A 25612-nucleotide genomic window follows, 5' to 3' on the forward strand; every position below is an offset into this window, starting at 1 on the left:
GTATCGCCCGTCAGATAGCCCTGGGTGAGTAATTGTCCGCAATCACGACTATGGAAGGCCGAAGCATTGATAAGCCGTAGCAAAGCGCTTGACCTGATCAACGAAGATACGTTGCACGAACGTGCGATCGCGCGGGCCGGCAGCTCCGATTTCGGCACGGATGACTATCGCGAGGGTCTCGGCGTCTTGCTGGATTCCGCAAGCCGAAATTCGCGTCTGGAAAAGATCGCCCCGCGGATGTCATCGCTGGTCGTCGATGTCCTTGCTGGCAGGCTTGCATCGCAGGCCGGATGGAATGCCAGGCCCGAGACGCTGGCCCTTCCGGTCACGGCACCGCTGGTCATTACTGGCCTGCCTCGCAGCGGCACCACCCTGTTGCACTTCCTCATGTCACTCGATCCCCAGTTCCAGTGGACGCCGCGCTGGGTGGGCGAGGCACCGCTGGTGCGGCCCGCGCGGGACCAGTGGGAGCAGCACCCCCAATACAAAGCCGTCCATGAACGGTTGGAGGCCCTGTTCGAGGCAAACCCGGGCTTGCGCGCCGCGCACGAAATGGGGGCCGGGCTCGCGGATGAGTGCATCACCGTGATGGTGCAAAGCTTTATCAGCAACATGTTCATCTCGATGCTACCGCTGCCGGAATACCGGCAATGGTTCTTCGAAACCGATGAAACGCCGTCGTACGTCCGTTACAAGGACAACCTGCGGCTTATGGGGGCCGATACGCCAAACAAGACCTGGCTGCTCAAAAATCCATCGCACACGATCGGCATGGAACCGTTGCTGACCACCTTCCCCGACGCTCGCGTCGTGGTCCTCCACCGTCACCCGGTGGAGACGATCGCCTCTGGGGCCAGTCTGACTTATCGGGGCGCCGACTTTTGGGAAAAGCACGAGGTCGGTCCGATCCGTCTCGATGTCTATTCCCGCGCAGTAAAGCGGATGGCGGCCGCGCGCGAACGGCACCCCAGCCGCTGCCTCGACGTCTATTACCGGGATATGGTCCGCGATCCGCTTGGCACGGTCCGCCGGATTTATGCGCACTACGGTCTCGATCTGAACGCCGCAACCGAGACGGCGATGCAGCATTGGCTGGATCAAAACCCACAGGGCAAGCACGGGAAACACAGCTACTCGTCCGGGGAATTCGGCATTTCCGACAGTGATGTGCGCGCCGCCTTCGCTGAATATATCAGTGAGTACAGTTTGGATGCCTCAGTTGGCAGTTGACATCCAAGATCATGCTGCGGGCGACAGTCCTCGGCCGGCTCGGCTGCGAAAGGAAATACGATGAATCAACGCTTCGATAACAAAGTTGCGCTGGTAACCGGCGCGGCTTCGGGCATTGGGCTCGCAGTACTGACCCGCCTGGCGCAAGAAGGGGCTCGGGTAGTCGGCATCGACCGCGATCAGGAAAAGGTCAGCGATGCCGTCCGCGCCGTCGCGGGGGACAATGGCATCGCCCTGTCGTGCGACGTTTCGAGCGAGAGCGCCATTGAAGAAGCCGTCACAGCGGCTGTCGCTCATTTCGGCTCGATCGATGTGCTGGTGAACAGCGCCGGGATCGTCAATCGCGAGAAATGGAAACTGCATGAGGTGCCCGTCGCCGACTGGGACGCCATTCAGACCGTCAACGCTCGCGGCGCATTTCTCATGATGCGGTCGGTCATTCCGCACATGCTTGCGCAGGGCGGTGGCGCGATCGTCAACATCGGGTCCGTCGGCAGCTTTCGTGCCACGGTTACGTCGAGCGCCTATGCCACTTCCAAGGGTGCGGTCCTGATGATGACGCGTGCCGCGGCCGTGGACTACGCCCGGGATAATATTCGCACCAATATCGTCTGTCCGGGCACCATCCGGACTGCACTGCTCGACGGGTCCACGCCGGAGGTCCTGGCGATGCTCGAAGCGCGCGCACCCCAGGGCCGTCTTGGAGAACCCGAGGAAGTGGCATCTCTTGTAGCGTTCCTCGCATCAGATGAGGCGCGTCATATCAATGGCGGAAGTTACATCATCGACGGAGGGCGCTGTGCTGGCGGCTAGTCGTGCCGGACAGAAGGTGCTTTGGCATATGGAAAGTTCCGGATCACAGCATTCATTTGCACCCACAGGCAAGCTGGCGGCGGACCACGCCGAGCGGCAGCCGATTTGAGCGGAGGCGACGATGGCTACGCATGCATTGAACATCCCGGACGCGATTGACATCGATGTTCGAGCAATTGTCCCGCAGCAAGACCTGCAGGATTGCACCCATCTCCTCGACGATTTCGAGGCACTCAACGCCTTCTATGGCGAGCATGGTTACCTGCTTTTTCGCCGTGCGCTGAGCCAGCATTCGGTAGAACGTGCTCGCGATGAAATGCTCGCGATCGCTGCCGATTGCTTCGGCATCACCCGCAAGGGGGACAATGACGCCAAATGGACGGGCAAGCCGTTGGAGAACTTTTCGGAAGACAGCGAGATCTTCTCCGGCATTTCGCGGCGCATGATCGAAGATCCGAGCAACCAGGATTTTCTGGCTAAGGTATTGGGAGAGCCGGCCGCGATGGTACCGCTGGTACAGTATCGGCTCTATCCGCCGAACGGCCCGATAACCCCTGTCCATCAGGACGGCTTCTACAGCCCCGGCATCGAAGGTTACCGCCCTGTCTGGACCGCGCTGGTCGATTGTCCGCGGGAAGTGGGTGGCCTCATGATCGCGGTAGGCGAACACAAGCGGGGATTCTTCCATAACCTTGCCCGCACGAAGACCTTTGCCATTCCGGAAGGCGTGATCACACCTGACAGCTGGGCCACCACCGACTTCACGGCAGGCGACGTGCTGGTCGTACACCCGCACACGCCGCATGCCGGAACGCCCAATCGATCCGATCGTCTGCGTGTCACCTTCGACACGCGGGTGCAGTCGGCCAAGCATCCGAACGCCTTTTCGGCCGTAGTGAAGGCGGTGACTCCAACGAGTCTCACCGTAATCGCGGACAACGAGGTGGTCGGAGAAGTGACACTGGCCGTCAGCGCGGAGACCTTCATTCGCGTGCGTGATCCGGGCATCCGTGAGGACTTCACCAAATTCACCGAATATACGGTCCCTGGAATGCGGCTATTGGTAGTGCGGGACAAAAACAACAATGCACAGATGCTGCGCTGCCCAACCAACCCCTGACTTTCCCACTCATGGTCGAAAATAGGGCCGGCACCCAACAGTGCCGGCCTTTTGCGTGTCATCGACCGGCCCAGTCTATCGCTCTCATCAGATAGCGGATGCGTTAGCGGCAGCGTTCCCCTCGCAATCGGGAAACTTTAAACGGAGGCATAGAACAGAACGTTGAGGAAGGAATTTCGTCCATGTCTCGCCGAGCCACGCCACTGAGCATAGTCACTCTCATCACCATGGCGTCACCGGCCAATGCGCAGACCCCGGCAGCGAACCAGTCCGAACAGGATGGCTCGGTTTCAGCGCAAGAGGCCCCCGAGCGCGGCGACATCATCGTGACAGCCCGCCGCAGGAATGAGAACCTTCAGGACGTGCCGATCGCGATCACCGCCCTTGGTGGCACCGCGCTGGCCACCCGTGGAGTTCGGGATGCCTACGATCTCCAAGGCCAGGTGCCGTCGCTGGCGATAACCACCAACACCCCAAGTCGCAGCAGCGTGTCCTACGCCATTCGCGGACAGCGCACGAACGAAGCGCAACTGCTGACCGATCCCCCGGTTGGTGCCTATTTCGCCGAAGTTGTAATGCCTCGGACCTATGGCTTCGGCACGGCATTCTATGACATTCAGAACATTCAAGTGCTGAAGGGTGTGCAAGGCACCCTGTTTGGTCGCAACATGACAGGCGGCGCAGTCCTGGTCGAGCCCAACCATCCTGACCTCGGCAGCTTCCGTGTCGAGGGCGCGCTGCAATACGGCAGCTACAACTTGAAGGATGTCTATGGTGCCGTGAACGTCCCGCTCATCCCCGACGTCCTCGCCTTCCGCGTCGCGGGGAAGTACCGCGACCGCGACGGCTTCACCAAGGACATCAGCACCGGCCGGGACTATGACGACCAGCATTATTACGCCTTCCGGCCATCGATCGAAATAAAGCTGCCCAATTTCACGAGCTACACGGTGTTCGACTATCTGAAGGAGGACGAGCACGGCTCGGGTGCCAAGCTGATCGGCTACACCAGCATCGATCCGCTAAACAACTCACCCACGGTCATCGGCAGCCAGATCGGTGCCACCGACTCGGGATTCTTCCCGATCGCGGCCGGCCAACCGCTGCAAAACCTGCCGGAAATCCTCGCTCGTGACGCGGCCTTGGGCAGACGCTTGGTCAATTACGGCTACGTAGGCTTTGGACCACTGGACGGCAATCCAGGGGCACCGTACATGCGAATCACGAACTGGGGAATCACGAACAAGACGACGTTCACGGCCGGCCCCGTCACCTTCAAGAACATCTTCGGATACCGAAAGATCGATTACGTCAACCACGGCGACTACGATGGTAGTTCCGCCGCATTCATCTTGCCGATTCAACTGTCGAAAACCAAAGACGTCAGCGAAGAGTTCCAAATGCAGGGAACGCCCTTTGGCTCGGGCTTCCAGCTTACGCTCGGGGGGTACTTCTTTCGCGAATCCGGCGACGACGGCACGATACAGAGCACGTTCCCGCAGTTGACCTCGATCGGGTTCGCCTCTCCCTACCTTGAGTCGTCGCCCAGCACCGCCGGCTATTTCCTGACCCTTCCCGCGTCAGCCTACCGGCTGACGAACATCGGGCACGGCGTCGCCCGCAGCTATGCCTTCTACGGCGCGGGAACTTATTCGCTAAGCGATACGGTCAAGCTTTCCGGTGGCATCCGCTACAACGATGATCGGCGCAAAGCGACGGTACGTCCGTATTACGCCGATCTCGCCATTCCGGGCTTTGGCACCGGCTTTTGCGCATATGGCACCTTCGGTGCCCTGCCACTGTCATCCTGCGCCCAGAGCCGCGTACTCAAGAACAACTCCGTGACGTGGGACGCCACGGTCCAATATGAACCCGGGTCCGACATCACCGCCTATGCCTCGGTCCGCCAAGGCTATCGTGCGGGTGGCTTCAGCTTGCGCGCTCAGGACGACCTGACCTTCAGCCCGTTTCAACCAGAAGGTGCGAGAGTATGAGGTCGGCATCAAGAACCGCCTCGATCTGGATGGTGCACGATTGAACACGAGCGCAGCGGTCTATTATCAGAACTATAGCGACGTTCAGAAATCGACAACCGTGATCAACAACGGTTCGGTAGCGACGATCATCACCAACACAGCCGTCCAGCACGATTACGGCGGCGAAATCGAGGCGAACCTTGCATTTGATAGCGGCCTGTCCATGAACGCCTATTATTCCTACGCCCGCAACAAGGTGGTGAAGGGAGGCACCGGCGCATACCCGATGCAGGGTGTGCCGCGTCACCAGCTTGGCGGCGCGATCACGTATGCCGCGAGCCTTAAGGGGTTCGGCGACCTGTCGGCTAACGTCAACGGCACCTACCGCAGTTCCGTCCCGCTCGACGAATACGATGCGATAGCCGTTCAGAAGGGGTATGGTCTGCTTAACGCGCGGCTGGCCCTGTCCAACATCTCAGACACAGGCCTAAGCCTTGCGGTCTTCGCGAACAACCTGACAAACACCTATTACATGCAAGGCGTCATCTCGCTGGTCAGCAACGGCCCGGTCATCAACGACATAAACCCCGGCGGCGGTCCAGGCTACAGCGCCGCCACTTTCGGTGAGCCGCGGACATACGGGATCGAGGTGGCTTTCCGTTTATGAACCGTGACGGCGGGCGGGCGCTCCATCGGTCCCTGGCTCGCACGACCCAAAACCAGCCCGCCGTAAATTGAGCAAACTCTTAACGCGAATGCATTCTGCCATGAACCGTGCCTCATATGCCCCTTCCCCTCCAGGAGAAATCACATGACTCAGAATTACCGCGGAAAATGGCTCCGCGAGCCGAAATTTGTCGAGTTCGAGGTCGTGGACAATGTGGCGCTGGTCAGGCTTAACCGCCCGGACAAACGCAATGCCCTCAGCCCCGCCATGCTCCAAGAAATGCACGACGCGCTGCTCGAGGCGGATGACCGGGTTGACGTAAATTGCGTGCTGCTCTCCGGCGCGGGGAAGGACTTCTGCGCTGGCTACGACCTGGACGGCACTTACGCGGGGCGCACCGCCGATGCCGCCGCTCAAAACGATCCACACCAGCCGCTCGTCACATATCGCAGCGTTATCAGCTGCCATGATGACGACGTGTGGAATCTGGAACAGTCTCAAAAGTTGACCAACATAATCTTTGACATGCACAAGCCGGTTATTGCCAAGGTTCAGGGCAACTGCCTGGCCGGCGGCACGGACCTCGCGCTTGCCTGCGACATGGTCATCGTCTCGGAAACCGCCCGTATCGGCTTTCCCGCAACTCGCGCCAATGGCACGCCGCCCAGCAACATGTGGCTATATCACGTTGGTCCGCAGTGGGCGAAGCGCCTCCTGATGACCGGCGACAAGATGACAGGCGCTGATGCTGTCAAGATTGGCCTGGCGCTGGATTGCGTCCCTGCGGAAGATCTCGACGTCGAAGCCATGGCGCTGGCCCGCCGGATCGGTGCGATCGACAACGAGTTGCTATCGGTTCACAAACGCGTGATCAATCTCGCACTCGAACAGATGGGTGCCCGCACAATGCAACGGGTCGCTGCGGAAATGGACGCAAGGGCCCATCTCTCCAAGGGACCGCGTCGTACCCAGTTCAAGAGCGACATGGCCGAACACGGCCTGAAAGTCGCTCTTGCGAATCGCGATGCGCCGTTCGGCGATGGCTACGTCCGCGTACGCGGTAGATGAGGCCGAACAACTCAGTCCCTGGAACGCCCGCTGGAGGGCAACGGGCATCGCGATGTGATCCGTCGCTTGCGCCTGCGCCGATCAATGCGCTCCAGCGTATTCCTGCATTACGAACAATGATATGGGGACATCATGGCCGGCAACCGCATGATACTTGGCAATACGTCTGTGAAGGCACCGCTTTCAGATCACGTTTATGGCTTCATCAAGGATCAGCTGCTCGAGGGCCGCTACGATCCTGACACCTGGATCCCGATCGAAGAGATCAGCAAGCTGCTGGGAGTCAGCCGGCAACCGGTCATGGGGGCTCTAAAGCGCCTGTCAGTGGAAGGGCTGGTGACCATTGTCCCACAAGTAGGCTGCCGCGCCCGGCGATACGATATAACGGACGCAATCGATTTCTATCGTATCTTCGCGGAAGGGGAAGCCATTCTCGCCGAACTCGCAGCCGAACGGGCAGAGCCCAACGACCTCATTGCCTTGCGGATCGTATCGGCGCAAATTGGCCAGCTGCGTGAGGAGAAATGTTCTGCCGAAGAACTTGGCCGACTTTATCGCGTCCTCAACAATCGCTTTCATTCCGAATTGCACCGCATTGCCCGTTCACCCACCGTAGCGGAAGTGGTTGAAGCACAGCGTGACAGGAGCGACTTCTACGTCGCAATGATCAAACGCCCCATCTTCGGGGAGCGGCTGCGCATCGCCCACGATGAGCACGAGGAACTGTTTGACGCGGTTTCCAGGCACGAGCCAAAACGTGCGGCCCAGATCATGCGCCAGCACGTCTTGGGGATAGCCGATCGCTTTCGCTTTCCTGCGAGCTGAATTTAGTCAGGCGGTGATCGCTGCCGCCACGGCCAGTACCATTTCGGCGTGCTCCGGGCGGCAGATCAGCAGGTCCGGCATGTAGACATCGGTCTGGTTGTAGACCAGCGTGCTGCCATCGATGCGGCTGGCGTGAAGCCCCCAGCCCAGCGCCACCGCTGCCGGGGCGCAACTGTCCCATTCGTACTGGCCGCCCGAATGCAGGTAGATATCCGCTTCGCCGCGCAGGATCGCCATCGCCTTGGCTCCGGCCGAGCCCATCGGCACCAGTTCGGCACCGATCTTCTCGGCAACGCCGGTCGCCTCGGGTGCAGGGCGAGTGCGGCTGACGACCATGCGGAGCACTTCCGGGGCAGGCGGCACCTCGCCCGGCTGGTCGGACCGCAGCACCAGGTCGAGGCCGGGCAGCGCCACGGCACCCAGCACCGGCGCACCGTTCACCGCCATCGCGACATGAACTGCCCAGTCGGTGCGCTCCTCACCATATTCTCGGGTGCCGTCGACCGGATCGACGATCCACACCCGGTCCTTGCCGCGTTGTCCTTTTCCTTTTCGGAGAGCAGCCCGTCATCCATGCGCTGCTCGCGCAGCGCATGGACGAGAAACTGGTTCGCGGTCTGGTCCCCGACCTTCCCCAGCGACTTGCCGCTGAACATGCCCGAGGCGCGAACCTGGAGCAGAATCCTGCCCGCCTGATCCGCGAGGTGCGCCGCAAGATCGCCGTCAGACAGTGTCATCAGGCGTCTCCCAGCAGCTTGTCGACGATCAGGCGAGCGGCTTCTTCGGGTGAGACCTTCTTCACTTCCATCCCGGCCCCGCCGGCGTCCTTGTCGATCGCCCGGCCCTGCCGCTCGGAAGTGGTGGTCAGCAGCGTTTCCTGGATCACTTCGGGCAGCGTCTTCGCCTCGCTCTCCACGGCGCCGGTCAGCGGGCAGCAGCCGAGCGTGCGGAAGCGGATCGAGCGCATCACCGGTTCCTCGCCAGGCTGCAACGGGAAGAGATCGTCATCGACCATCAGCAGCATGCCGTCGCGCTCCACCGTCGGGCGCTTGTCGGCGAGATAGAGCGGGACGATGGGAATGTCGTTGAGGTGGATGTACTGCCACAACCCAGGAGACAAGATCATCGAGGCGCGGAAGCGGCTCCGCCTCACAACCGGAACCGCCCGCGAATATTCCAACAAGATTTATGCAGAGACTGGCACTCGCGGACAGGCTGATCTCGTCCGCTTGGTACTCGGCGGCCTCAGGCCCTTTTGCTGATTACGCTTTCTACGATCCGCCATACGTCGCCACTGCCGTCTCGGTCAGCAAGATATCACAAACCCGATGCGTCTCTGCTGCACTTGGCGACGGCACCTGCCTGCGCCAGACTGCGACGTTGGATGTCTCCGATACCAGCCGGCGTGAGCCGTGGAGCTTCCTTAGCCAACCGGGCGTCACGGCCAGCGACTGCCAAGGGAAGGACGAAAATGGACCGGAGACAATTCATGGCGGCAAGTCTCGCGGCGATGAGCGCAGCCACCGGCTACGCAATGCCTCCTGCGCGACGTTCGCCGAATTTCGTGGTCATCTACTGCGACGACCTGGGCTACGGCGACATCGGCCCCATGGGCGGGCGGGAGATTCCCACGCCCAATCTGGATCGCATGGCCAAGGAAGGGCTCACGCTCACCGACTACTATGCCCCGGCGAATGTCTGCACTCCATCGCGGGCGGGCCTGCTGACCGGGCGTTATCCGATCAGGTCCGGCATGTCGCGAGTGCTCAACGCCACCGACACGAACGTGATGCCGCTAACGGAAATCACGATCGCGCGCGCGCTCAAGCCCGCCTACACCTCTGCCCTAATCGGCAAATGGCATTTGGGCTGCAACAATCCATCCTGGGCACCGACCAACTACGGCTTCGACCTGTTCTACGGCATACCCTATAGCCACGACATCCAGCCCCTAAGGGTCTACGAGTTCGACCGCAGCGGCGCGCGCAGCGAATGGGAGCCGGACTACCCGCGCCTGCAGCAGATGTTCTATGCCCGCGCGGAAAAATTCATCGAGGAGCAGGCGAACAGGCCTTTCTTCCTCGAGCTCGCCCTGAGTTCACCGCACCTGCCGAACTATCCCGCGCCCGGTTTCCAGAATGGATCCGCGAATGCCGGTGCCTATGGTGACACGGTGATGGAGATCGATGCCATCGTCGGCAGGCTGATGAAGAAGCTCAAGGCGCTCGGAATTGATCAGGACACGCTGATCATCTTCAGCTCGGACAATGGCCCCTGGTTCGAAGGATCGACCGGCGGGCTGCGCCAGCGCAAGGGCGGGGCCGGGTTCGACGGCGGTTACCGAGTGCCGTTCATCGCACGGTGGCCACGGCACATTCCCGCCAGGCGGCGGTCCGACGCGATCGCGATGGGTATCGATATCCTCCCCACCTTCTGCGCTCTGGGCGGACTACCGCTTCCGGCGAACGAACTCGATGGCAGGGACCTCAGCGGCGTCCTCCTCCACGGTGCCCGATCGCCCCACGACGAACTCGTCCTGTTCCAAGGCGAGGAAGTGGTCGGCATCCGCACCCAACAATGGAAATACGTAAACGCGGATATGTACCAGGATTACTTTATCCTGCTGGAGCATCGCGGCTATCCCCAGCTCTACGACATGACCCGTCCCGGCGAGCAATATAGCGTCGCATCCCTTCACCCCGACATTCTCAAGGCCATGGAGCAGCGCCTTTCCAGGTCTGCCGAACGGTTCGGTGGACTCCGCACCGGCCCGAGCGTGCTGGAGAAACAGCGCTCGGCCGTCCGCCATCGGCACGTCCCGGAGCAATGGGAAGGGGACTGAACCCGTCGGCCTAGCGCACCATGGCGTGGGGCGAGCCGCGCCGCTTCCGCCCGCTCTTCGCATCCACAGTTTCCATGAGCTTCAGGTACCACAATGAACGATCCATCCTTGAGCCAACTGATCGGCCCCGTCGATCCGCCCCTGCTTGACCTCACGATCGGAGAGGCGCTCGAAAGCGCCGCGCGCAAGTGGCCAGGTCATGAAGCGCTGGTTTCCCGCCACCAAGGCATCAGGCTGACCTGGAGCGAATTGCTCGCCATGTCTGACGACTTTGCCGCAGGACTGCTGGCTCTCGGGATTCTGCCGGGCGATCGGGTGGCCGTCTGGGCGCCCAACTGCGCCGAATGGGCCATCGCCCAGTTCGCGACCGCCCGGGCCGGGATGATCCAGGTCAACATCAACCCGGCCTACCGGGCGTCGGAACTGGAATATACCCTGCGCAAGGTGGGGGTCAGGGCGCTCATCTGCGCCAGTTCCTTCAAGACCAGCGACTACGTGGCCATGGTGGAAACGCTGGGCGACGTGCATGACGATGGCAGGTTTCGCTCCGAACTGGTGCCGGATCTGGCTCTCGTCATCAAGATCGGGGGAGGCGCGCGAACCGGCTGGCTCGATTTCAACCATGTCGCGGCTATGGCCACGGAAAGATCTCACGAAATTTTGCAGGCCCTGCCGGCCACCCAAAGTCCGCGCGATCCGATCAACATACAATTTACCAGCGGGACGACCGGCTCGCCCAAGGGAGCCACACTTTCCCATCGCAACGTACTCAACAACGGCTATTTCGTAGGCCTTGGCATGGGCCTGCGCGAAGGGGACCGCTTGTGCATCCCGGTTCCGCTGTACCACTGCTTCGGGATGGTGTTGGGCAATCTGGCCTGCCTCGTTCATGGCGCGACAATGATCTACCCGTCATCGGGCTTCGAACCGCTGGCGGTACTGGAAACTGTCGAGGCCGAGCGATGCACGGGGCTGCATGGCGTACCGACGATGTTCATCGCCGAACTCGAGCATCCCGAGTTCTCCCGCTTCGATCTCGGCAGCCTACGCACCGGAATCATGGCCGGATCACCCTGCCCGGTGGAAGTGATGCGCAAGGTCATGGCGCGCATGCACATGCAGGACATCGGGATTGCCTACGGCATGACCGAAACCAGCCCCGTCAGCTTCCAGACCGCGACTGATGATCCCATTGAAGTGCGAGTAGGCACGATCGGCCAGGTCCTGCCCCATCTCGAGGTCAAGGTCGTCGATCCGGCTACCGGCAAGGTCGTACCCCGCGGGCACGCCGGCGAACTGTGCACCAAGGGCTATTCGGTGATGCTCGGCTACTGGAATGATCCCGAACGCACCGCCGAGGCGATCCGCGACGGGTGGATGCACACCGGCGATCTGGGCATTGTCGACGAAGCCGGGCTCGGCCGGATCGTCGGCCGGATCAAGGACATGATTATCCGCGGCGGTGAAAACATTTACCCGCGTGAAATCGAGGAGTTCCTCTACACGCACCCTGCCGTGGAAGACGTGCAGGTGATCGGCGTGCCGGACGAAAAGTACGGTGAGGATGTGCTCGCCTGCGTGCTGCGCAGGGCCGGCGCCGAAATCGACGCCGAAGGCCTTATAAACTTCTGCCGCGGCAGGATCGCCCATTACAAGGTACCGCGCTATGTACGGTTCGTGGACAGCTTCCCGATGACCGTTTCGGGCAAGGTCCAGAAATACCTCCTGCGCGAAACGATGATCGCCCTGCTTGCAGAGGAAGCCTATAGCGCCACGCGCGCGCTGTGACTGCCGCAGGGCAAGCTGTCGGACTGCGCAATATGGCGGATTGCATCAGAGTCGCATCGCCCGGCCGGGACGCGCTGGGTCGGGCTTGGCGTTGCGCAAAAGGCCAGGGCACAGGTGGCCAGCACGGCAGAGCGGTATCGACGTGTCCCCCCGCTGTGTCCGCCTGGCAAATCGCGATGGTGCCGAGCCTGCCCCCGGATCAGTCAATTCACTCTTCCCCTTGTGGCATGTGAGCGCACCCGGCGACAGTTGCCGGCAGGGTAGGGGACTTGGAATCCTGCTTCACACACCACGGATAGCGTGTTGAATCGAGCGGGCCGTCGTTCGCGGTCGCCATGACGCGGGCAAGGCGCGCTTTGTGCTTGGCGGCTTCGCCACCCGCCCTCACCGCATCCACTTCGGTCTCCACACCGGACAATGGGTTCATGTGAACAAACCGCCCATCGCCGTAGAGCTTCCATTCTGCATCGAATGCGAACCGCGCCGGTTCGAAGACCCAGGCCGGCGCATAGTGTTGGAAGATCGTCTCGCGAGCGGTCTTTGCCTTGCCTTGCATCACCGACCATTGGCTCACGCCATCGATAGTGCCTGGCTTGACCGCCCGCCCGCCGATCTCGGCAAAAGTCGGCAGGAAATCGGCGAAGTCGAACAGTGCGGCACTGACCTTGCCTACCGGGACTCGGCCCGGAGCCCAGGCGATCAGCGGCACGTGCGTACCGTTGATCGTCGGGGTGCCCTTCCCGCCCTGCACGGGAACGCCATCGCGCATCGTGGTGATGGCGCGATTGGTGCCGTTGTCCCCGGTGAAGATCACGACGGTATTCTTGTCCAGACCTTCCCTGCGCAGGGCGTCCATAACGTCGCCGACCTCCTTGTCCATGTAGGTCACCATGGCGGCGAACCGGTTCTTGTCCCCCTTGGCCTGCATCGAATCCGGCGTCGGCACGAATGGATTGTGAACCAGAACCATCGAGTAATAGAGGAAGAAGGGTCTGTCCTTGTTGCGATGGATGAAATCCACCGCAAACGACGCATCGAGATCCGGGCCGAAGCCTTCTTCGTTGATCTTGGTTCCGTTGTTCGAAACGCGGGTTGGCCCCCAATAACGCGATCCGTGGCGGTCGAGCGCGCGCAACTGCCACAGGTAATACTCGTCGAAGCCCGCAGCTTCCGGGGTGATTCCGACGCGACCGTCGAAACCGTTGCCCATTAGCTGCCATTTGCCGACTATGCCGGTGGCGTAACCGGCATCCTTCAGGACATTGGCGAATGTGCGCTGCCCCGGTGCCAGATAGCCGAACGCTTCGTAGTTCCGATGATTGTCCTGCCCGGTCATCAACCGCACGCGCGAGGGTGAGCAGAGCGGCATCGCGTGCGCATTATCGAAGCGGGTGCCCTCGCGCGAGAGGCGATCAATGTTCGGTGTGTAATACTCGCCGCCGTAGGCGTTCACACCCTCAACCCCGAAATCGTCTGCGAGGATCAAGATGATGTTGGGCACCCCACTTATCTGTGCACGCGCAGTTGGCGAAGGCAGTGCCGGAGCCTGGGACCTTGCGGGACAGGCAAGCGCGAGTACCCCCGCAGAAGCCACCATCAGCGCCGCCTTTATCGGCGGCAAGGAAACCCGTCGACGAGGCTCGGCAGACATCAAGCACCTCCTTCAGAGCCGATTTCGCAGGTCCGGATATGAAGGCTCAGTATCCGGAGCCAGCGGCGGCCAGATCAAAATCATATAACGGGGCGCAGCGTGAAAATCTCGCTGCCCCCCGTCAGTTGCAGATCAGAATTTGTACGACAACCGCCCACCGACGTAGCGATCATTGATCCGCTGCAGGGCTTGCTGAAGTGCCCCGTTCGGGGAGAAGCTCTGCTGTGGCACGAAGGTCTGCTTATTCTCCTTGAACAGGTTGCGAACGAAGAATTCCGCCGTGAAGTGCTCATTGCGGATGCCAGCGTTCACATCGACATAGTTGGTCTTCCCGAAGTAGCTTGTCGGCTCGCCGAGAAGGCTGGTGCGCTGCGACGACGCATGCTTGATCAACGGCGAGAAGTAAGCCTCCAGGCCGTTGTCGTTGAGCGGAAGGGTGTATTCGAAGGAGAATGTGGCCTTCAGACGCGGCGCATTGTTCAGCAATTGGCCAGCGAGGTTGTTCTGAACAAACGTCCTAGAGCCCGGGGCGATCGGGAAACACACCGCGCCGGGCGTGTCCGCCGATTGACTACGCGGTGCATTGATGTAGCAGGACGGGTTCGGGAAATCGAGGATCTTCGCTTCGGTGTAGGCCAGGTTCAAGTTCGCCGTGAGGCGTGAACTGACCCGGCCCACAGCGTTGAGTTCGACACCGCGGGTGCGGACTTTGCCCACCGAAGCGAGCCTGCGTGAAACCGACTGCGTGACAGGGTCAACGATGCTCGTCTGGACCTGATAGTTCTGGTAATTGCTGTTGAACACCGACAGGTTGAGCGTGAGATTGCGGTTGAAGAACTGCGACTTCATACCGGCTTCCCAGGACTTCACCGATTCCTGCGGCAAGGGTGCCAGCGTGTTGGTGAGGAGACCCGTCGTATCCGAGGAATCGTAGATAGGCCCCTGCTTTGCCTTGGAGTACGTCCCGTAAAGCATTACGTCCGGGGCGACCTTGTACTGGACCCCGAGGTCGTAGTTGACGAAGCTGGCCGTCGCCTGCGCCGCGCCCCGCGCGCCTGTCTGCAGGGCCGGCATGTCCTGGACCACCCCATTCGACAGGAGATGCTGCACCGCCGGCAGGATCGGGGTGTAGAAGTCTGCGGAGATCTTGTCCCGCTCCCAGCGGATGCCCCCAAGAATCTTGAACGCGTCGGTCACTGCATAATCCGCATGCGCGTACCCAGCCAGCGACTTTGTCTTGTATGCCGCCTCGGTCACCGCGGTGAAAAGGTACCGGGTGAAGTTGTTCGTGGTATTCTCATTCGAGTAAAAGCCGCCAACTACGTAATTGAGCGGCCCGGTACCGGGCGAATTGAGCCGGATTTCCTGGGTCCAGTAGTCAGTACCGGTGACGGTGTGCTGAAAGCCATCGAATTCCGGACGAGTGTTCGACAGGTCCGCAGTGGTGATCAGGCCGAGACCAAAGACCGTGTCGGCCCTGGATCGTTCGTTCAGGTACGATGTTATCGAACTGATCGTCACGCCACCTGGCGTGGCGAGCGTCAGACGACCAATGCCGCCCCAGTCCGTATACTTTTCCTCGCCATTGTAGGGACTGGCGAAGTTCCGGTTCGACTTCGAGGGCGTGACACCCGGCTGAGCTTCCGAGAACGGGCGCAGCTTGATATCGGTCGGCCAGACGAAGCCATCCGGGACGTAGGCGAACGGCTTGACCAGCAGCGACCCGTTCTTGTGGGTGTACTGATAGAACGCAGTCAGTTCAGCGGTCAGCGAATCGCTGACCAGCACCTTGACCTTGTTGCGCGATCCATAGGTGTATTCGCTTGACCACTTGTCGAGCGTGACGTTCTTGTACAAGCCCCTGAAGCCGTTGAAATACTGCGACATGCTGACCTGAACCCGATCGTTTACCGGACCAGAGACCCAAGCAGTAAGCTGCTTCTGCTCGTCGGACGTGTAGAGCGCGTTGACCATGCCCTTCCACTCGGCCGTGGGGCCGCGAGTCACGATGTTGACGAGACCGCCGGAAGCATTGCGGCCCGAGAGGGTTCCCTGCGGCCCGGGCAGGACTTCGATCTGCGCCACGTCGAGCAATGTGTTCGACATGACCGTCGATGACGGCTGCGGCACGTCATCGACAACAAGGCCGACCTTGTTCGGGGCATTGAGCGTAGAGGCACCGGTGCCGACGCCGCGCATGGCAAGGGTCTGACCTTCACCCGAGATCGACGGAGCCAGCTTCTGCAGGTCACCGATCGCGGTGATGTTCTGCTTTTGCAGCGCGGCCGACGTGACGACCTGCACCGACTTGGGAATGTCTTGGAGCTTTTCATTGCTCTTGTTGGCGGTCACGACGATTTCGTCGCCCTGTGGGCGCGTCGCCTCGTCGGCGGCTGCCTGCGCAAATGCAGGCGACGCAAGCAGGGCCGCCGGGGGAATGCCCGCCAAAAGGGTATACTTGAGAAAACTCTTCATTACTTCCTCCCCATTTACTATGATGCGTCGCACGATCAATTCCGCCACCGGCTGCCAGCACCAGTTTCGATCACGCTGCCGATCACGTTCCCGACAAATTTTGCAGGGCCACGTCTGCCGAGCCCTTGCCGTCGCAACAAACATGGGCGTGCTGATCCACGAAGTCGCTCACAAAGGAACGGAATGGATCACATATCAGAATGCCGATGGGGTACCGTCGGCGGTCGATCGCGGACGCGGGTTGATCCCCGTCCGCATCCGCCCAATGGGCGCAAACCCGCCCATATCGCTAATGAGAATCAACATACTGATCGGCGATCCGAGTGAGACACATTCTTCTCTGCATGGGGCGGCGACAGATTTATTGTGCCGGGCCACTCCAAGTCCGCGCCGGCAATCGAATCGACGCGCGAGTCACCATCGTCTCGGCATCCTTCCCGATCGCGAACTCATAGGCACCCGCAGGCATTTGCCAGCCCGATCCATTCCAGTCGGCCAGCAAGCGAGGGTCGATACGGATCGAAATCCGCTTTTCGACACCCGGCTCAAGGCTGATCCGCGAAAACCCGACCAGACGGCGCTTGTGGGCACCAGCGCGATCCAGGAGATAGAGTTGCGCGACCTCGTCGCCAGCCCGAGCACCTGTGTTGCGGATGGTGACGCTGGCGTTGAACCCCGAGATTTTGAGGTTTCGGGCCTCGAATGATGTGTAGCTGAGGCCATAGCCAAACGGGAACAGCGGCCGCGCCCCCGTTCGGGAGAACCAGCGATACCCGACGTCGGACCCCTCGATGTCATAGTCTGCCGAGAGCTGGCGCTCCGGAACTTTCGCCTCGCCCAACCCGGCGCTTTCGACCCAATCGCTCCCGTCAAGGTGGGGCCGGGGCAGTTGCGCCTCGCTGGCGGGGAAGGTGATCGGCAGACGACCGGAAGGGTTCGCCTCGCCGAACAGGACCGCAGCGATCGCCTCGCCCCCACGAGCCCCGGGGTACCAAGCTTCGACGACCCCGGCCACCTTGTCGAGCCAAGGCATCTTCACGGCGCTTCCGGTCTCAAGCACAACGATCGTTCGCGGATTGGCGGCAGCGACTGCGGCAATAAGCTCGTCCTGTCCATAGGGCAGTGACAGGTCGGGGACATCGATCCCTTCCGCCATCCACTGCGTGGCAAAGACAATCGCCACTTCCGCTTGCCGGGCGCGCTGCACGGCATCGGCGATGTAGCGCCCATCGCGGAAGGTGACCGTCGCATTGCCGGCCCGCGCCTTGATTGCGGCGAGCGGGCTTGACCGGTGGTACTGCTCGGAAATGAACTGCGAGCCGCTACCGTTCTTCGGACGAACCACTGCTGGCCCATCCTTGCCCTGGACCTGGCTCGATCCTGCGCCGGACAATACGCCGCCATCCGCATAGCCGCCGATCACCGCGATGGATTTGGCTGTCGCCGCCAAGGGCAGGATGCGTCCGTCATTCTTGAGCAGGACGATACCTTGCCGGGCGACTTCGGCGGAAAGCTCGGCGTTGCCGGCAAAGTCGATAGCCCCGCCGGGCGATGCCGGAAACTTGTCCAATCCGTTCGCGTAAATGGCAGTCAACACGCGCTTGTTCATGTCGTCCAAGCGCGCGGCATAGGCCGGGTCGGCTGCAGCCTTCGCTGCCAGTCGACTGTCGAAATACACGTCCGGATCGAGTTGCTCGCCCGACTGTCGGTCAAGGCCGTTGAGAGCAGCGCCCACTCCGTGCACAGCGCCCCAATCGGACATGACGAAGCCCTTGTAGGACCAGTCATGCTTCAAAACGCGATTCAACAGATAGTCGCTGTCGCAGGCATAATGACCATTGACACGGTTGTAGGCGCACATGACGGCGCCCGGGTGCCCCTGCTCGATGCCGATCTGAAACGCCAGCAGGTCGCTCTCGCGTGCCGCCGCGTCGGAGATCCGCATGTCCACGAACTTGCGACCGGTTTCCTGCCCGTTGAGCGCGAGGTGCTTGATGGTCGAGATGATATGATTGCTCTGGACACCGGTGATCGCAGCCCCTGCTAGAACGCCCGACAGGAGCGGATCCTCGGAGAAGTATTCGAAAGTGCGCCCGCCACGCGGATCCCGGACAAGATTGACGCCCCCCGCAAGCAGCACGTTGAAGCCCTTGGCGCGCGCCTCGCCCCCGATCATGGCACCGCCGCGCATGACAAGGGCGGGATTCCATGTTGCTGCCTGGGCAATGGCAGAAGGGAGCGCCGTCGCCCAATCTTTGCGCCCTCCTTCCAGATAGGCCACGCCAAGGCTCGCATCCGTCTCTTTCAGCGCCGGCACGCCGAGCCGAGATATCGATGGAGTGTAGCCCGCCCCGAAAATCGCATCCTCGGGAAACTTCGCGCCAGTCTTGTGAACGTCGATGGGCATGACTGAATGGGTGAGGATGGTCTTCTCGTCAGGCCGCATCTGCCGCACCGTGGCCGCCGCACGCTGTTCGGCGGCGGCAAGGGGGTCAGCCGACTGGCCGGCCATGGCACCGGGCGTGGTGAGCGCCAGCGCGGTCCCTGCAATGAACACCCGTTTAGTTGTCACTTAACCTCTCCAGTCGGTCTGCTATGGCCGTCATACGGCTTGGAATGAACCTGTTCGGGCCGTGGAGCACCGCGACGCCGGTCTGCGCACGATCACACCCGCTCCACCGCCAGGGAGAGGCCCATGCCCACGCCGACGCACAGGGTTGCCAGGCCGCGCCGCGCCCCTGTCCGCTCGAGTTGATGCACCAGCGTCATGACGATCCGTGCGCCCGACATGCCGAGCGGATGGCCCAGCGCGATTGCCCCGCCGTTGGGATTCACATGGCTCGCATCGTCGGACAAGCCAAGCTGGCGCAGGACCGCCAGCCCCTGGCTGGCGAAGGCCTCATTGAGTTCGATGAAATCGAAATCGGCGATAGTCAGCCCCAGCCGAGCCATCAGCTTTCGCGTCGCCGGCACCGGGCCGATGCCCATGATCCGAGGCTGCACACCCGCCGAGGCGAGACCCAGCACTCGGGCTCGCGGCGTGAGGCCATGGGCCTTCACGCTCGCCTCGCTCGCCACGATCATGGCGGCGGCACCGTCGTTGATGCCGGATGCATTGCCCGCAGTCACCGTGCCGTCAGGGCCGAACAGCGGCTTCAACCTGCTCAACGTCTCCACGCTGGTGTCCGCGCGCGGATGCTCGTCCTCGGCAAAGGCGACCGTTTCTCCCCGCCGCAGCCCCGGAACGGATACCGCAACGATTTCCTCTGCAAAAAAGCCGCAGGCTCGCGCCGCTTCGGCCCGTTGCTGGCTGCGCAGGGCGAAGGCATCCTGGTCGGCGCGGGAGATCCCGAAGTCCGCCGCCACGTTCTCGCCGGTACGCGGCATGGCTTCCGTGCCGTGCAGCCGATCCAGCGCCGGATTGACGAAGCGCCAGCCCATCGTCGTATCCTCGACCTTCTGGTCCCGACCGAACGCGCTCGCGCTCTTGCCCATCACGAACGGCGCGCGGGTCATCGATTCCACGCCCCCCGCGACTGCGAGCTCCATCTCGCCGCAGCGAACGGCGCGAGCCGCCTGCCCGACCGCCTCGAGCCCCGATGCGCACAACCGGTTGAGGGTCACACCCGGCACGTCGACCGGCAGACCGGCCAGCAGGAGGCTCATCCGCGCGACGTTGCGGTTATCCTCGCCTGACTGGTTGGCGCAACCGCAGAACACTTCTTCGATGGCCGCCGGATCCAAGCCGGGATTGCGCTCCAACAGGGCGCGCAGGGGCACGGCACCGAGATCATCGGCGCGGACTTGTGCCAGGCTTCCACCATATCGGCCGATTGGGGTGCGCACCGCGTCGCAAATATACGCTTCGTCCAAGGATCAGCCCTCCAGCACCAGACCGGTCAGATTTCGAAGGTCGTCCACACTGCATCCTTCCACTGTCTCGACCACGCGAGCCCCGGCCGACCCCAGGTCGAACACAGCCATGTCTGTGTAGACACGCGAGGTGCAGCCCAGCCCGGTAAGGGGATAACTGCAGCGCTCGACCAGCTTGGATCGGCCGTCGCGAGTGAGCAATTCCATCATGACCAAGGTCTTCTTGGCTCCGATAGCGAGGTCCATGGCTCCGCCAACGGCGGGGATCGCTCCCGGCTCGCCCGTGTGCCAATTGGCCAGGTCGCCGTTCACCGCCACCTGAAACGCGCCCAGCACGCAGATGTCGAGATGACCGCCGCGCATCATGGCGAAGCTGTCGGCATGATGGAAGTAACAGCCACCGGTCAACAGGGTCACCGCCTGCTTTCCGGCATTGATCAAGTCCCAGTCCTCGTCGCCCGGTGCCGGGGCCGGTCCCATGCCGAGCAGGCCGTTCTCGCTCTGGAGCAAGACCTCGCGGTCCACCGGCAGGTAATTCGCCACCTTGGTCGGCAAGCCTATACCGAGATTGACATAGGCACCCTCTGGGATGTCCTGAGCCACCCGCCGCGCCATCTCCTCGCGGTTCAGTCGCATCATGGTTTCATCCCCTTTTGTTGGTCGTTGCAGCGGGGATGCCGACGACCCGCTGGACGAATATCCCGGGGGTCACCACCGTTTCCGGATCGAGGCTGCCAAGAGGCACCACCTCGTCTACCTGCACGATCGTGGTGCGGGCGGCCATGGCAATGATCGGCCCGAAGTTCCGGGCAGTCTTGCGGTAGACAAGGTTACCCCATCGGTCTCCCCGATAGGCCTTGATCAGTCCAAATTCAGCGCGGATCGGATATTCCAGAACGTAGTTAACCCCATCGATCTCGCGGGTTTCCTTACCCTCAGCCAGAGAAGTCCCATAGCCGGTAGGCGTGAATATTGCTCCCAGCCCGGCGCCAGCCGCCTGGATCCGCGCCGCTAGGTTGCCCTGCGGCACAAGCTCCAGCTCGATCTCGTCCGCCCGATATCGCGCATCGAAATGGTGCGAATCCGACTGGCGCGGGAATGAGCAGATGATTTTCTTCACCCGCCCTTCACGAATCAGCGCGGCGACACCCGCCTCGCCGTTACCAGCGTTGTTGTTGATGATCGTCAGATTACCCGCGCCGCGCGCGATGAGGGCTTCGATCAGCTGATCCGGCATTCCTGCGGTCCCGAAGCCGCCGATCATGACCGTCGAGCCATCCTGTATGTCGGCGACTGCATCTGCTGCTGTCGCCACCTGCTTGTCTATCACGCCGGCATCCTCCGTAGCGTGATACAGGCCAGAGCATCTCCTCTTGAGTCAACCGCTAAACGGCCATATAACCGATAACCGAACGATACGTTGATGAACCCTGCAAGCCACATCGAACGACCCGGTGATCCGGAATTCATGACGTCGCTGGCCCGCGGCCTCGCCGTCATGCGCTGCATCGCAATCGCCGAACGGCCGGTGACCATCGCCGACGCTGCGCGCTACACCAGCCTCAGCCGCGCCGCAGTCCGCCGATGCATTTATACACTGTCGTTGCTCGGCTATGTCGCGCAAGAGGGTCGAGGCTACATCGTCCGTCGTCAGGCGCTATCGCTGGGGCACCCCTATCTCTCCATCAATTCGCTCGCCTCGCGCGCCCAGCCCGCGTTGGACGCCCTGCGCGACGTGCTCGGTGAATCATGCTCGCTGGGCGTCATGGAGGATGACCAGCTATGCTACATTGCCCGGGCGGAGGCGACCCGGGTCATGTCGGTCAGCCTGCGGGTCGGGTCGTGCCTGCCGCTATATTGCACTTCGATGGGCCGAGTTCTTCTGGCGGGGCGGCCTAACGAGGAGCAGGAGGCGTACCTCGCTCGAACGTCCCTGCAGGTATTGACCAAACACACGATTACCGCGCCGCAAAGGCTGCTTGTGGTTATCCGCAGTGCCGGCTCTGACGGCTTCTCGTTCGTCGACCAGGAACTGGAAATCGGACTGCGGTCGATCGCGGTCCCGGTAAGACGAAGGGGGCAGGTTGTTGCCGCCCTGAATGTAGGTACTTCGGCAGCTCGAATGTCGGCAGAGGAAATGCGCAAGGTCTTGCTCCCCCCCCTTCTTGAAACCGCCGCGCGGCTCGACAGCTAACCCTTTTACGCAAGCCACCACGCCCTCGATCGCGCGCGGAAGACGGCGAGGTAAAGCCGCACTCCAGCGAATTATCCACCAAAGGCGCGGAAGCTGTGAAGGGTCATCCACATTGCCCCCCGGGCCTGCCCCGACCGGGCTTTTGGCCGTGAAGCGGGCCGCAGCGAAGGGCCAGCTACACAAAACAATGGAGCCAGTGCTGCAACGGGATTCCGGAATCCCGGACGACATCGCTGATCCGCTCTATCCGCGGGGGGCCGGCACAACCTCTGTCTGCTCCCTCCCGACTGGTCTAACCCCGCACCACGCACCGAAAGCCGATATGGTTGGTCGATGTGTCGATCATCTCAGGGTGGCGGGCAGCCGGGCGGTAGCGCATGCAATGGTTCGCTGCGCACAAGTGCGAGCCGCCCTTCAACACTTTGCGCCCGATCTTCACTTGCGGCTGCGAAGGATCGAAGCTGCTCCTGAGCGTGCCGCCGCGCGGATTTGAGACGGTGCAGCAGGACTGAGGGTTCTTCTTCTTCTTCAACGCGGCGTGGTTCTCGACCCACCAGTCTGCGGTCCATTCCCAGACATTGCCGATCATATCGTAGAGGCCATAGCCGTTGGCCGGAAAGCTGCGGACGGGCGAAGTGCGTTCCCAGCCATCCTCGCGGGTGTTGGTGAAGGGAAACAGGCCCTGCCAGTAGTTCGCCATCATCCGCCCCTCGGGCGCAAGCTCGTCGCCCCAGGCGAAGTCCTTGCGGTCGAGCCCGCCGCGCGCGGCAAATTCGTGCTCGGCCTCGGTCGGCAGGCGCTTGCCCGCCCACATTGCATAGGCCGCAGCATCCTTCCACGAGACTTGGACCACCGGATGGTCCCAAAGTTCGAAGGCATCGAGATCACTGTCCGGCCCATAGGGGTGCCTCCAGTCCGCCTCGAACATGAACTGCCACCAATGGTGATATTCGGTCAGCGGCACCGGCCCAGAGGTCTTGGTGAAGACAAGCGAGCCGGGTTGGTCCATGCCGGGGAGCATTCCGGGATAGTCCTTGGGATCGGGCGCAATCTCCGCCGTGGTGACGTGGCCAGTGGCCGCGACGAACCGGGCGAACTCACGGTTGGTCACCGGTGCCTCGTCGATCCAGAAATCATCGACGCGGACCCGGCGCAGCGGTGCCTCTTCCGGATACCAATTCAGCGCACCCATAGTAAACGTGCCGCCGGCGATGCGGCGCATGCCTGCCGTCGCGTCCTGCTTCATTCCTGTTGTCGTCATTCGGTCACCCATGGCGCACTCGCTTCATCAAGGAGCGGATATGGTGGAGCAGTTCTGCCCAGCCAAGCAAAAGTGCAGCCCAGCCGGGCACTCATCTCCATACCTCCACGATCCGCGTCCGGCTGAACGTCTGGCCCGGTGTGAGCTGAAACCTGAAGCAGGCGATGCAATCATAATACGCGAGACGGTGTTGGCGACGACGCGGTTGATGATGAGGGTCAGAGAGAATGCGGCTGCCTGCGAGTTGACGCGCCGCCAGCACCGGCCGTCAATTGCGCTCGCGTATCGATCCTCAATCTGCTGCGTGACGGAGATGGCAGGCTATGGAGCGCGCCGCGATCAAGCCGGTCGCCGCGCGTACCAGCCAAAGTAGGCGATCACCGCATAGCACAGCGCCGGCAGGAACAGACCCACAGTCAGGCTCCCGCTGGCATCGGCGATCATCCCGGTGACCAGCGGCACGACCGCCCCACCGCAGATCGCCACGTTGATGATCCCCGAACCATCCGCCGCGCGCGAGCCCAGCTTCTCGCAGGCAAGGGAGAAAATCGTCGGAAACATGATCGAATTGGCCATGCCGATCGCCAGCAGGGCATAGCCCGAAATGGCCCCCGCAGTCGCCGCCGAGGTCACGATCAGCGCGATTGCCGCCGCCGCCGCCCCGGCCAGCACCTTGCCTGGGCTCACCAACCTCAGCACGACGGAGCCGATGAACCGGCCGATCATGGCCCCGCCCCAGTAAAGCGGAATCATCTTGCCGGCGACCTGTTCCTCCAGCCCCATCACCGAAGCTTGTCGCAGGTAGTTCACGATGAGCGAGCCGATCGAGACTTCCGCGCCGACGTAGAGGAAAATGCAGAGCGCCCCCAGCCCGAAGCGCGGCCGCCTCAAGAGGTCGAGCCCGGCCAGGCCCGAGCTCTCCTCGTGGGCCTCGCCCTTCAGCGCATTGCGGAACAGCCAGACCACGCCAGCCACCACCGCGAGCGCTGCGGCCAGGCCGATATAGCCATGGACGATCGCCTGACTCTCGGCGGTGCGGTAGGCGTCGAGCGCCTCGCCCGACAGGTCGCCGGCCGAGACCTTGGCGAGTCCACCAAGGATCAACAGCGAGCCGAAAAAGGGAAAAATCGTGGTGCCGAGCGAATTGAACGCCTGGGCGAAGGTCAGCCGGCTGTGCGCCGTCTCGGGCTTGCCGAGCATCGAAATCAGCGGATTACTGACGACCTGGACGACTACCACCCCGCTCGCCAGCACGAACAGGGCCAAGAGGAACAGGCCGTAAGTCGCGGTGCGGCTCGCCGGGATGAACAGCAGGCAGCCGACCAGCATGATCAGGAGGCCGGCCACGCCCCCGCGCATGTAGCCCAGCTTCTTGACCAGCCGCGCGCCTGGAATGCCGATCACCGCATAGGCGATGAAGAAGCAGAATTGCACCAGCATGGCCTGGGTGTAGTTGAGCGTGAACAGCTCCTTCAGCTTCGGGATGATCACATCGTTCAAGGACGTGATTCCGCCGAAGATGAAGAACAGCGCCATGACGAACAGCCGCAACTGCGGGGCTTCGACCGGCGCCCTGGCCTCGCCCGAACGCGGGTCGCTGCTGGTGGGTTCGATGATCGGTATCGCCATGTAAATACTCTCTCGACCTATAACGCCATCCGGCGGTCACTTGTGCGGTGCATGAGGCCGTTTGATACTTCGGATCTCACAGGTGAGGCCGCCCGTCCCGCTCGCGCCACTTGATCTAAACTACTTGTCGCCCTCCAACTGATTAGGGTGCAATGAAGCGCGACAGAGGAAGAAACGATGGCGATGCCAAGCACCGGATG

General features: G+C 62.0%; 18 protein-coding genes and 2 pseudogenes. 10 read left to right on the forward strand and 10 right to left on the reverse strand.

The annotated features are described in order from the left end of the window. The first annotated feature begins 66 nt into the window (after positions 1–66). The 7 genes from IE122_RS14150 to IE122_RS14180 all read left to right on the forward strand — a co-directional run bounded on the left by IE122_RS14150 (position 67) and on the right by IE122_RS14180 (position 7699). Positions 67–1230 (forward strand): sulfotransferase family protein, encoded by a 1164-nt coding sequence (locus IE122_RS14150; RefSeq protein ID WP_229814192.1) that lies wholly within the window; start codon positions 67–69, stop codon positions 1228–1230. A 60-nt stretch (positions 1231–1290) separates the two neighbouring features. Further along, positions 1291–2043 carry an SDR family NAD(P)-dependent oxidoreductase gene (locus IE122_RS14155; RefSeq protein WP_189621846.1) on the forward strand — a complete coding sequence of 251 codons (753 nt, stop codon included), beginning with the start codon at positions 1291–1293 and terminating at the stop codon, positions 2041–2043. A gap of 121 nt (positions 2044–2164) precedes the next feature. Then, the gene (locus IE122_RS14160) at positions 2165–3163 is read left to right on the forward strand and encodes a phytanoyl-CoA dioxygenase family protein (RefSeq protein WP_189621848.1); all 999 of its coding nucleotides are present in this window, start codon (positions 2165–2167) and stop codon (positions 3161–3163) included. Between the two features lie 182 nt (positions 3164–3345). After that, complete coding sequence (locus tag IE122_RS14165; protein WP_189621850.1) at positions 3346–5157, forward strand: TonB-dependent receptor domain-containing protein; 1812 nt, start codon at positions 3346–3348, stop codon at positions 5155–5157. Then, a complete protein-coding gene (locus IE122_RS18505; protein WP_189621851.1) occupies positions 5144–5806 on the forward strand; it encodes a TonB-dependent receptor domain-containing protein in 663 nt (220 codons plus the stop codon). Before IE122_RS14165 ends, IE122_RS18505 begins: the two co-directional genes overlap by 14 nt. Positions 5807–5950: 144 nt before the next feature. Further along, complete coding sequence (locus tag IE122_RS14175; RefSeq protein WP_189621853.1) at positions 5951–6874, forward strand: crotonase/enoyl-CoA hydratase family protein; 924 nt, start codon at positions 5951–5953, stop codon at positions 6872–6874. A gap of 132 nt (positions 6875–7006) precedes the next feature. Continuing rightward, positions 7007–7699, forward strand: coding sequence for a GntR family transcriptional regulator (locus tag IE122_RS14180; protein ID WP_189621855.1), 693 nt, complete (start codon positions 7007–7009; stop codon positions 7697–7699). Positions 7700–7705: 6 nt separating this feature from the next. On the opposite strand, the pseudogene IE122_RS14185 reads toward IE122_RS14180, so the two are convergent. Continuing rightward, positions 7706–8436, reverse strand: a pseudogene (locus IE122_RS14185) (3'(2'),5'-bisphosphate nucleotidase CysQ). Next, positions 8436–8807 (reverse strand): annotated as a pseudogene (locus IE122_RS14190) (hypothetical protein); the annotation flags it as partial. The pseudogenes IE122_RS14190 and IE122_RS14185, both read right to left, overlap by 1 nt. 381 nt (positions 8808–9188) lie before the next feature. Here IE122_RS14190 and IE122_RS14195 point away from each other — a divergent pair. Next, on the forward strand, positions 9189–10541 hold the full coding sequence (locus IE122_RS14195; RefSeq protein ID WP_229814193.1) for a sulfatase family protein: 1353 nt from the start codon (positions 9189–9191) through the stop codon (positions 10539–10541). A gap of 93 nt (positions 10542–10634) precedes the next feature. Further along, complete coding sequence (locus IE122_RS14200; protein WP_189621857.1) at positions 10635–12329, forward strand: AMP-binding protein; 1695 nt, start codon at positions 10635–10637, stop codon at positions 12327–12329. A 208-nt stretch (positions 12330–12537) separates the two neighbouring features. Here the strand turns inward: IE122_RS14200 and IE122_RS14205 are convergent, their stop codons facing one another. From IE122_RS14205 to IE122_RS14230, 6 genes are all read right to left on the reverse strand, one after another. Then, entirely contained in the window at positions 12538–13980 is a 1443-nt protein-coding gene (locus IE122_RS14205) for a sulfatase family protein (RefSeq protein WP_189621859.1), read from the reverse strand. A 132-nt stretch (positions 13981–14112) separates the two neighbouring features. Beyond that, complete coding sequence (locus IE122_RS14210) at positions 14113–16455, reverse strand: TonB-dependent receptor (protein ID WP_189621861.1); 2343 nt, start codon at positions 16453–16455, stop codon at positions 14113–14115. 361 nt (positions 16456–16816) lie between these two features. Next, positions 16817–18967: a beta-glucosidase gene (locus IE122_RS14215; RefSeq protein WP_189621862.1), complete on the reverse strand. Its 2151-nt coding sequence runs from the start codon at positions 18965–18967 to the stop codon at positions 16817–16819. 152 nt (positions 18968–19119) lie between these two features. Beyond that, positions 19120–20328 carry a 3-oxoadipyl-CoA thiolase gene (gene pcaF, locus IE122_RS14220; RefSeq protein ID WP_189621864.1) on the reverse strand — a complete coding sequence of 403 codons (1209 nt, stop codon included), beginning with the start codon at positions 20326–20328 and terminating at the stop codon, positions 19120–19122. A 3-nt stretch (positions 20329–20331) separates the two neighbouring features. After that, a complete protein-coding gene (locus IE122_RS14225) occupies positions 20332–20967 on the reverse strand; it encodes a 3-oxoacid CoA-transferase subunit B (protein ID WP_189621866.1) in 636 nt (211 codons plus the stop codon). 4 nt (positions 20968–20971) lie between these two features. Continuing rightward, positions 20972–21658 carry a 3-oxoacid CoA-transferase subunit A gene (locus IE122_RS14230; RefSeq protein ID WP_189621868.1) on the reverse strand — a complete coding sequence of 229 codons (687 nt, stop codon included), beginning with the start codon at positions 21656–21658 and terminating at the stop codon, positions 20972–20974. Between the two features lie 138 nt (positions 21659–21796). Between IE122_RS14230 and IE122_RS14235 the strand changes: the two genes are divergently transcribed. After that, positions 21797–22522 (forward strand): IclR family transcriptional regulator domain-containing protein, encoded by a 726-nt coding sequence (locus tag IE122_RS14235; RefSeq protein ID WP_229814195.1) that lies wholly within the window; start codon positions 21797–21799, stop codon positions 22520–22522. Positions 22523–22814: 292 nt separating this feature from the next. Here the strand turns inward: IE122_RS14235 and IE122_RS14240 are convergent, their stop codons facing one another. Next, a complete protein-coding gene (locus tag IE122_RS14240; RefSeq protein WP_505832173.1) occupies positions 22815–23783 on the reverse strand; it encodes a formylglycine-generating enzyme family protein in 969 nt (322 codons plus the stop codon). A 339-nt stretch (positions 23784–24122) separates the two neighbouring features. After that, a complete protein-coding gene (locus IE122_RS14245) occupies positions 24123–25412 on the reverse strand; it encodes a sugar MFS transporter (protein ID WP_189621872.1) in 1290 nt (429 codons plus the stop codon). Positions 25413–25612 lie beyond the last annotated feature (200 nt).

Source organism: Novosphingobium colocasiae, assembly GCF_014652555.1.
GTDB classification, from domain to species: domain Bacteria; phylum Pseudomonadota; class Alphaproteobacteria; order Sphingomonadales; family Sphingomonadaceae; genus Novosphingobium; species Novosphingobium colocasiae.

What these genes read in the sequence shown, in the direction of transcription:
- IE122_RS14210 (WP_189621861.1), bottom strand. Translation starts at nt 16,455, where the DNA reads ATGAAGAGTTTTCTCAAGTATACCCTTTTGGCGGGCATTCCCCCGGCG.
- IE122_RS14195 (WP_229814193.1), top strand. Translation starts at nt 9,189, where the DNA reads ATGGCGGCAAGTCTCGCGGCGATGAGCGCAGCCACCGGCTACGCAATG.
- IE122_RS14175 (WP_189621853.1), top strand. Translation starts at nt 5,951, where the DNA reads ATGACTCAGAATTACCGCGGAAAATGGCTCCGCGAGCCGAAATTTGTC.
- IE122_RS14180 (WP_189621855.1), top strand. Translation starts at nt 7,007, where the DNA reads ATGGCCGGCAACCGCATGATACTTGGCAATACGTCTGTGAAGGCACCG.
- IE122_RS14225 (WP_189621866.1), bottom strand. Translation starts at nt 20,967, where the DNA reads ATGATGCGACTGAACCGCGAGGAGATGGCGCGGCGGGTGGCTCAGGAC.
- IE122_RS14160 (WP_189621848.1), top strand. Translation starts at nt 2,165, where the DNA reads ATGGCTACGCATGCATTGAACATCCCGGACGCGATTGACATCGATGTT.
- IE122_RS14205 (WP_189621859.1), bottom strand. Translation starts at nt 13,980, where the DNA reads ATGTCTGCCGAGCCTCGTCGACGGGTTTCCTTGCCGCCGATAAAGGCG.
- IE122_RS14200 (WP_189621857.1), top strand. Translation starts at nt 10,635, where the DNA reads ATGAACGATCCATCCTTGAGCCAACTGATCGGCCCCGTCGATCCGCCC.
- IE122_RS14165 (WP_189621850.1), top strand. Translation starts at nt 3,346, where the DNA reads ATGTCTCGCCGAGCCACGCCACTGAGCATAGTCACTCTCATCACCATG.
- IE122_RS14155 (WP_189621846.1), top strand. Translation starts at nt 1,291, where the DNA reads ATGAATCAACGCTTCGATAACAAAGTTGCGCTGGTAACCGGCGCGGCT.
- IE122_RS14240 (WP_505832173.1), bottom strand. Translation starts at nt 23,783, where the DNA reads ATGACGACAACAGGAATGAAGCAGGACGCGACGGCAGGCATGCGCCGC.
- IE122_RS14245 (WP_189621872.1), bottom strand. Translation starts at nt 25,412, where the DNA reads ATGGCGATACCGATCATCGAACCCACCAGCAGCGACCCGCGTTCGGGC.
- IE122_RS14215 (WP_189621862.1), bottom strand. Translation starts at nt 18,967, where the DNA reads ATGGCCGGCCAGTCGGCTGACCCCCTTGCCGCCGCCGAACAGCGTGCG.
- IE122_RS14235 (WP_229814195.1), top strand. Translation starts at nt 21,797, where the DNA reads ATGACGTCGCTGGCCCGCGGCCTCGCCGTCATGCGCTGCATCGCAATC.